The sequence below is a fragment of the Mesorhizobium sp. M0633 genome (genome assembly GCF_040320645.1).
Lineage (GTDB): Bacteria > Pseudomonadota > Alphaproteobacteria > Rhizobiales > Rhizobiaceae > Mesorhizobium.
On record NZ_JAMYQC010000078.1, the window covers coordinates 1 to 6,880 of the forward strand.

8 protein-coding genes and 3 pseudogenes are annotated in these 6,880 nt (G+C 58.8%); 3 read left to right on the plus strand and 8 right to left on the minus strand.

Annotation, left to right across the window (positions count from 1 at the left end):
* Positions 1–239: co-chaperone GroES (locus NKI47_RS34295; RefSeq protein ID WP_352596137.1), on the minus strand; the 239-nt coding region annotated here is incomplete at its 3' end.
* A gap of 425 nt (positions 240–664) precedes the next feature.
* Between NKI47_RS34295 and NKI47_RS34300 the strand changes: the two genes are divergently transcribed.
* The 3 genes from NKI47_RS34300 to NKI47_RS34310 are packed head-to-tail and all read left to right on the plus strand — an operon-like array spanning position 665 to position 1,647.
* Positions 665–1,027 carry a S46 family peptidase gene (locus NKI47_RS34300; RefSeq protein ID WP_352492854.1) on the plus strand — a complete coding sequence of 121 codons (363 nt, stop codon included), beginning with the start codon at positions 665–667 and terminating at the stop codon, positions 1,025–1,027.
* Positions 1,028–1,031: 4 nt separating this feature from the next.
* Positions 1,032–1,388 carry a S46 family peptidase gene (locus NKI47_RS34305; protein ID WP_352596140.1) on the plus strand — a complete coding sequence of 119 codons (357 nt, stop codon included), beginning with the start codon at positions 1,032–1,034 and terminating at the stop codon, positions 1,386–1,388.
* Positions 1,333–1,647, plus strand: coding sequence for a S46 family peptidase (locus tag NKI47_RS34310; RefSeq protein WP_352596143.1), 315 nt, complete (start codon positions 1,333–1,335; stop codon positions 1,645–1,647). The genes NKI47_RS34305 and NKI47_RS34310 overlap by 56 nt, the downstream gene beginning before the upstream one ends.
* 244 nt (positions 1,648–1,891) lie before the next feature.
* On the opposite strand, the gene NKI47_RS34315 is transcribed toward NKI47_RS34310, so the two are convergent.
* From NKI47_RS34315 to NKI47_RS34340, 7 genes and pseudogenes are all read right to left on the minus strand, one after another.
* On the minus strand, positions 1,892–2,104 hold the full coding sequence (locus tag NKI47_RS34315; protein ID WP_352596146.1) for a hypothetical protein: 213 nt from the start codon (positions 2,102–2,104) through the stop codon (positions 1,892–1,894).
* 98 nt (positions 2,105–2,202) lie between these two features.
* Positions 2,203–3,354: a porin gene (locus tag NKI47_RS34320; RefSeq protein WP_352571074.1), complete on the minus strand. Its 1,152-nt coding sequence runs from the start codon at positions 3,352–3,354 to the stop codon at positions 2,203–2,205.
* A 313-nt stretch (positions 3,355–3,667) separates the two neighbouring features.
* Positions 3,668–4,324: an antitoxin Xre/MbcA/ParS-like domain-containing protein gene (locus tag NKI47_RS34325; RefSeq protein WP_352596149.1), complete on the minus strand. Its 657-nt coding sequence runs from the start codon at positions 4,322–4,324 to the stop codon at positions 3,668–3,670.
* A 620-nt stretch (positions 4,325–4,944) separates the two neighbouring features.
* Positions 4,945–5,109 (minus strand): annotated as a pseudogene (locus NKI47_RS35320) (NrtR DNA-binding winged helix domain-containing protein); the annotation flags it as partial.
* A gap of 71 nt (positions 5,110–5,180) precedes the next feature.
* Positions 5,181–5,490: pseudogene (locus NKI47_RS34330) on the minus strand (aspartate 1-decarboxylase); the annotation flags it as partial.
* A 60-nt stretch (positions 5,491–5,550) separates the two neighbouring features.
* Positions 5,551–6,534 (minus strand): 3-oxopimeloyl-[acyl-carrier-protein] synthase BioZ, encoded by a 984-nt coding sequence (bioZ, locus tag NKI47_RS34335; RefSeq protein WP_352596152.1) that lies wholly within the window; start codon positions 6,532–6,534, stop codon positions 5,551–5,553.
* Positions 6,531–6,880: pseudogene (locus NKI47_RS34340) on the minus strand (adenosylmethionine--8-amino-7-oxononanoate transaminase); the annotation flags it as partial. The gene bioZ and the pseudogene NKI47_RS34340, both read right to left, overlap by 4 nt.

Consider the following 6,880-nt stretch of genomic DNA (forward strand, 5'->3'; position numbering starts at 1 on the left):
AGCTTGACTTCGGTGCCCGACCACTTGCCGAACAGGATGCGGTCGCCGGCCTTGACGTCCAGCGGGACGAGCTTGCCGACCTCGTCACGGGCGCCGGAACCGATGGCGATGATCTCGCCTTCCTGCGGCTTTTCCTTAGCCGTATCGGGGATGATGATCCCGCCGGCGGTCTTCGCTTCGGACTCGACGCGGCGAACGACCACGCGGTCATGCAGCGGCCGGAAATTCGACTTTGCCATTTTTGGATTTCCCTGGTGCGGATGTTGAACGGTTCTCCGTTGCCGGAGCGTGGTTAGCACTCATCTTGGGGGAGTGCTAACGCGGCAGTGAGATAGGCCGTAGGCTCCTGCTAGTCAAGACGGAAGAGGGACGGGCGAAGAGCAAAAGAGCGTGGAAGCACCGAGCCTTTTACGTGAACGACGTCGGAGATAGGACATGGGTGAGGCGGCTCACCATTTGTAATTGAAGGCTTTATTCATTTGGCACGATTGGTGCAGCGGATGATCCGCAAACGTTGCGCGCGACAAATATGAGAGGTGAGCGCCATCAGGACTGTTGCGGTTAACGGGTCCACAGGGTCTTTACGGTATTGGCCGCCGCGCGGCGCCAGGACTCCGGCCATCCCGATAGTCACCAATCCAATCTGCGGAGAACAGGAGGCAAGATGAGAGCGACAGTCAGCATGAACTCGAATTTGAAATGTTTGGCCAAAGCAACTGCCATCGCCTTGCTCTGGACGGTCACGGCTACGTCGGCGGACGAAGGTATGTGGATGCCGGGCCAGACTGCGGAAGTGGGCGCGGCCATGCGCGCGGATGGGCTCCAGATCGATCCCGCCCAGCTGGGCCGTCTGGACGCTGACCCGCTCAACGCGATCGTATCACTGGGCGGATGCTCCGCCTCGTTCGTCAGTCCACAAGGGCTGGTCGCAACCAATCATCACTGCGTGTTCGAATCCATCCAATACCACAGCAAGGAGGGCCAGGACTATCTCACAGACGGCTTTCTGGCGAAGAGCCCTGGGTGAAGAATTGCCCGCGGCGCCAGGCAGCCGAATCTATGTGATCGAGGACGTGCGGGATGTGACCGCCGAAATGCTCAAGGGCGTCTCGGACAAGCTGAATGAGTTTGCCCGCTATGAGCGGCTCGCCACGAACCGCAAGGCCCTGATCGCCGCATGTGAAGGACAGCCCAATCGCCGCTGCGACGTAGGGGCCTATTATGGCGGCGCCTCCTACTATCTCCAGCAGAAGCTCGAAATCGAGGACGTGCGCCTTGTCTATGCGCCCGCGCTCGGCATCGGTAACCTTCGGCGGCGAAACGGACAATTGGATGTGGCCGCGCCACACAGGCGACTTCGGCTTTTATCGCGCCTATGTCGCTCCTGATGGTTCCTCCCGGCCAAATGCGCGCGACAATGTGCCTTACCGGCCGAAGAGTTGGCTACCCATAGCCTGTGAAGGCGTCAAGGAAGGCGACCTTGTGATGGTCGCCGGCTTTCCCGGCGCAACCCACCAGTTCCTGACGGCGGATGAAGTCCGGTTCAACTTCGCGCAATTCGAACCGCGGTTGCAGCGTTCGCTCTCGGATTATGCCGCCCAGATCAACCAGGCAACGGCAGGCAATCGCGAGGCGCAGATCCATTGACCGCCCGCTTCACAAATGGCTCGGCCTAAAACGCATGGGAAAAGCAGAAAAGGCAACAGATCGGCACCAGAATGAATATGGCCGCGCGAACTGACAGACGCGCCAACGATCGGCATCTCGCAGGGTCGGTGGCACTGGACGTGGCGCCCACCCTGCTGGCGCGACTCCCCATCAGGTCGTCGGGGTTTCGCTGGCGAAAAAAACTTCCGCGTGTCTCTGCGCGATCCATCCCGCTTGCGCGTGCCTAGTCAACCAAAAAACTGACCATCTGCAGGATCAGGATCAGCAAAAAAAAGCCAAAGGCAGACGCCAAAACAGCTGCCTGCAGGACGATGCGTTGTTTCTTACCCACAGTTCCCCCGGGAGAGAGTCTGATGATAACCCTTAAAAAAAGGGCGCCCGGGAACAGGGCGCCCTTCTCATCGACGAAATGCTCGGATTGGAGGTCCGTGATCAAGCAATTCGCCGAAACCTCTACAAGCCTCACCACAATGGTTCGGCCGCAAATTAGGCTCGCAGTTACCGCTCCGAACGCGGCAACGGGCTCTTCAATCCTCAGAACGAGCGCTGGAAGCGGAGCAGACCGCCGACGCTGTTCTTCTTGTCGGCATTGGTCCAGTTAGAGAAGTCCACATCCCCGAACTTGCCAGCGTGGAGATAGTCGACTTCGGCCGTGATCGTCAGACCAGGAACGATATCGTAGGCGACATTGGCAGCAATGCCGAGGTTCTTCCACTCGTCATACGCCGCCTGAAGGTTGAAAGAGGTCTTCTCGTTGAACTTGTAGGTGCCGCCGCCCCAGACGGCCCAGTTGCCACCCCACTGCTTGTAGAAGCCGCGGCCGCCGGCAGGAATGGCGTAGGTTCCATCGGTTAGGTTGTCGTCGGTCCCATAGCCAGCCATAATGAAAAGGGACAGTTCGTTGGTGGCGTTCACATCCAAGCGGACCTTGCCGGCTACCTCTTCGTAGTTGCTGTCGTAAGCCACGACGCCGCTGATGGCGCCCCAGCCCTGCGTGTACTTCACGCCGCCGACAAGATGCGGAACGTAGCTGTCGATCGTGCCGACGACGCCAGAACCCTCTTCGAGCGATACCACGGCGGAGAAGCCATTGCCGGCATCGAAGTAGTACTGCACGACGTTGGTGTCGAAATCGCCGTAGGGAACGAGCGTATCGTTGAGGACGTTGCCGGCATAGCCGATAAACGTATCGAACGCCGATTCGTCCTTGCCGACGCGAAGGCCACCGAGCTGGATCCAGGCGAAGTTTAGTGTGATGCCCCTGTTGAAGGCATAGTTCTGGGGACTGTCGGGACCCGAATAGGCGTTGCGGTTACCGAAATTGAATTTGGTCTCGGTGTATGTCTTCAAAGTACCGAGTTCGGTTTCCTGGCCGGTCCAAGTCCTTAGGTCAAAGCGGGCGTTCTTGCGCCAGGTGCCCTGGTCGCTGCCGTCTTGGACGTCGTGGGTCCGCGCCCCGTCGTAGGAGCCAACGTCGCCAGCGCTGATGTCGTAACGGACATAGCCGCCGATGCGCAGGCAGGTTTCGGTGCCGGGGATGTAGAAGTAGCCCGAGCCATATACGTCGCAGATCTTGACGTATTCAGCCGGTTCCGGCTCGGCGACCGTCACCGCGTCGGCGGCGCGGGCGCCGGAAGCTGCGATCAGAGCCGCAGCTGAGCCGAGAAGAAGGCTCTTGATGTTCATACTTATCTCCATTCAACGATTTGAAAAGGGCGAGGACGTCGATGGACGAACCGCTCCCGGTCCCCACGATCGAAAAAGATGCGCATCGCAATGCATCCTTCCCGGCTCGAACGCTATTCACCGGGCGAATTAGTGCAAGTTCAAATTCCGTTTGCCAACATATATAGAAGTATCCGTTGCATTATTGTCACTAAATACATTGTATTAATTGCACAAATCGAACAACTATACATTTGCACAAATCGCACAATTGGTACATCTGCTTGTGCGCACTTACATAATGCGCGGAAAGCCATCGGCATCCGGCCAATTGTCAGATAGATTCAATCAGAGAAACAGCCTGGGCGGCGGATGTAACAACTTCTGTGTTCATACCTTCTCTGAGCAATTCGATAGGGACGCGACCCTTGAGAAGAGGCGAGGGGCTGATCAGCCACAGCCAAGCCAGTCTGGGATCGGAGATCGAGGAAAGGACCTGCCTGATTCCGGGCATAGGCCTGCCGTCGATGAACTGAGCTAGGGGAAATACATGCTTACGGGAGCCTCTCCGAAAGGCAACCACATCATTGTGTTGCTGCCACCAATACAAAGTGGACCGCGGTATTCCAAAACGTCTCTCGAGATGCGTCGACCCCGCAACTGGACCGGCCCATTCTGCAATGCGCGCGCCTTCTCTCGGGCAATCTTTCAGAACCGGATGCCCGAGCGGATGATCGGCTGCCCGTGGTCGCGAAGCGATCTCACCCGCCTGGGCGTTTAGCCGTCGCGCTGCTTCGGCCTCGAGCCTACCAAGAAATTCGGCGGCCACGACGGTCAATTCGTTGGAAGGAGAACCAGAAGGCGCAACAGCAGCCTTGTCACCCTGCTTCGCCTCATCGCATTGGGCAAGAATACGCTGCACCTCCCTCATGACAAAGCTTGAAAGCTCGGTCTGGCGCTTTTCATCCCCAAGATCACTCGACGCGGACATATCTGGCTTTCCCAATAGCATTCCCTCAGCAAGCCTCCGAAAGAGCGTTGAAGAAGTTGGGGGGACGGCGATGTGTTGCGTTTTCGTATGCGCGCAACCTAGCAGCCGTCTTGCGGCTTCAACTTTTGCCTCTCAATAAAAAGGGAAGAACATCAATTGACGACCGTCTTGCCCCCCACGATCGAAACAGACGCACATCGCAGTGCACGCTTCACAGTGGGACGCTATCCGCGACGCTCATTTGTGCAAGTTTAAAGTTTAGCTTGCCAGCTTTATATAATTAGACGTTTCTTTTATGCAACACTTTTCCAAGTGTTACTTGCACAAATCGAACGTCTTGCACATTTAGACGAACTGTACATTCGACAGCGACTTTGACGCACGCGTTTACTGGCGGTATACATCCCTCACCGTTGCCGCAAGGCATTGGCCCACTCGCGCGGCACCTCCTTCACGACAAAGGTTGAAAGCCCGTCCTCGGGCGTTTCATTTCCAAGATCACTTCGATCCACTCATACGGGCTTCCCGAGCGAGACCGTGGGTTCGGACCGTGCGAATGAATTTCTCGTTATAATCGAATTGATTATAAGGGTATATTTCTACGTTGAGTATAAAGGATGTCAAGCCCGCGCCAGCGGCAATTTTGTCCGGGCGACCGCCGTTTCGTCGAGGACATGGTGGCGGAAGCGATAAAGCTTCGCCGGCCGACCGCCGGTATCAAAAGCACTTTCGCCGGTCTCCTCCACCAGTTCCTGCTGCTCCATCAACCCGCGAAAGTTCTGCTGAAGCGCCCCTGCCGATGTAATCGTCAACGCCGTCCGCGTCAGCGCATTGCCATCGGCGAGAAGCCGACGACATTGTTGATGACGAACGTAACGATCCGCGGCTTCAGACAGGAATGTGCGCTTCGTCCAGATGGATGGAGTGGGCTGGCAGGTTCCGGGCGGCCGCGCCGTTGAGGATGCAGCATCGAGAGCCGCGCTCGCCGAGGAAGACATAGGTCGAGATGCACGCGCCGGAAGTCTTGCTCCATGTCTCCACGAATCCATTGGCAAGGATCCCGGCTTCTTCGCAGTGGTCAGGGTCGAGCGTTATCGAACCGTGGTAGTTGAGGTTTGCTTCGGTGACGTGGATGCGTGCAGCTTGCCGGCGACTATTTTTCGCATTGGCCCCGTTGTCCTATTCATCTCACAGAGCCAGTCCTGATGTTGAGCAGCTTCGCTGGGCTAAATCCCGACGACGAGCGCCCCGCCGCTGAGTCCCGCACCTGCCGCCGCGAGAAGGATTTTTTCGTCCGGTCGAAACGGCTCCGCTTGATTGGCGAGCGACAGTGAGAGCGGGATCGTCGCGGCCGAAGAGTTGCCGTATTCGGCAATCGTCTTGACAATTGCTTGATCCGCTATGCCGAGGTTGCTCCCGACAGCATCGAAAATGCGAGCATTGGCCTGATGCGGCACGAACCGGTCGACATCCTGTGGGCGCACTCCGGCAGCGGCTAGCGCGCTTATCGAGCAATCGGTCATCATCTCGACGGCCTTTGCGAACACTTCGCGTCCGTCGGTCATCGTCATTCGGGTCTGCCCGAGATCCAGGCCGCCATGAAACGGGACGTTGCTTCCCCCCGCGGGTATCTGGATCAGCCCGTAGCGCGAGCCGTCCGAATCCACGGAGGCACCGAGAATCCCCCGATCAGTATCCTCGCACGGACCGATCACGAGGGCGCCGGCGGCATCGGCAAACAGCACGGCGCTGGCGCGCTCAGAGGGATTGATGCGGCGGCTGAGGATATTGGCGGCGATAACAAGGCTCGCTTTGCCGTGCAGGCGGGTGAACCCGTCCGCAAACATCAGCGCATAGATGAAGCCGGCGCAGGCGCCGGTGAGATCGATCGCGCCGGCGCGGCCGAGCCCCAGCCGATGTGCGACCAGGGGCGCACTGGGCGGCAGGAGGTGATCGGGCGTCGAGGTGGCAAGCAGCAGCAGACCGATGTCGTGGCGCGCAATGCCGGCGCTGACCAGCGCCATCGCGCCGGCCTGCGCAGCAAGACCAGACAGCGTGTCTTCGTCCGTTGCCCAGAAGCGCGACCGGATTCCAGTACGCCGCTCGATCCAGCCCGGTTCGAGGCCGAGATTGTTCTCGATTTCGGCATTCGCCACCTTTCGGCCAGGCGCATGATGGCCAAACCCGAGCAGGCGCGACAACCTGCTCATGGCTTTGAGCCGAAGCGTTCGCCGGCCTCCTCGATCGCGTCATGGAGCCGATCGAGCTCGTCGCCGGTGACGCAATAGGGCGGCAGGAGATAAAGGACATTGCCGAGCGGGCGCACAAGCAGGCCGAGCTCGAGGAAAAAGGCCCGCAGCTTAGGTCCGATCTCGGCCAGATAGCCGGCAGAGCCGGCGCGCAGGTCGAGAGCTAGGATCGTGCCGATCGCGCGGCTGTCGGTGAAGTTGGCATTGTCGCGAAAGCGTCGAAACCCGGCGGCCTGTCTCTCGCTCAAGGCCGCGATCCGCTCGGCCACCGGCTCGTCACGCCAGATCTCGACATTGGCGAGTGCTG

Excerpts from the sequence above, each read along its gene's own strand:
- NKI47_RS34300 (WP_352492854.1), top strand. The coding sequence starts at position 665 with ATGAGAGCGACAGTCAGCATGAACTCGAATTTGAAATGTTTGGCCAAA.
- NKI47_RS34310 (WP_352596143.1), top strand. The coding sequence starts at position 1,333 with ATGTGGCCGCGCCACACAGGCGACTTCGGCTTTTATCGCGCCTATGTC.
- NKI47_RS34320 (WP_352571074.1), bottom strand. The coding sequence starts at position 3,354 with ATGAACATCAAGAGCCTTCTTCTCGGCTCAGCTGCGGCTCTGATCGCA.
- NKI47_RS34325 (WP_352596149.1), bottom strand. The coding sequence starts at position 4,324 with ATGTCCGCGTCGAGTGATCTTGGGGATGAAAAGCGCCAGACCGAGCTT.
- bioZ (WP_352596152.1), bottom strand. The coding sequence starts at position 6,534 with ATGAGCAGGTTGTCGCGCCTGCTCGGGTTTGGCCATCATGCGCCTGGC.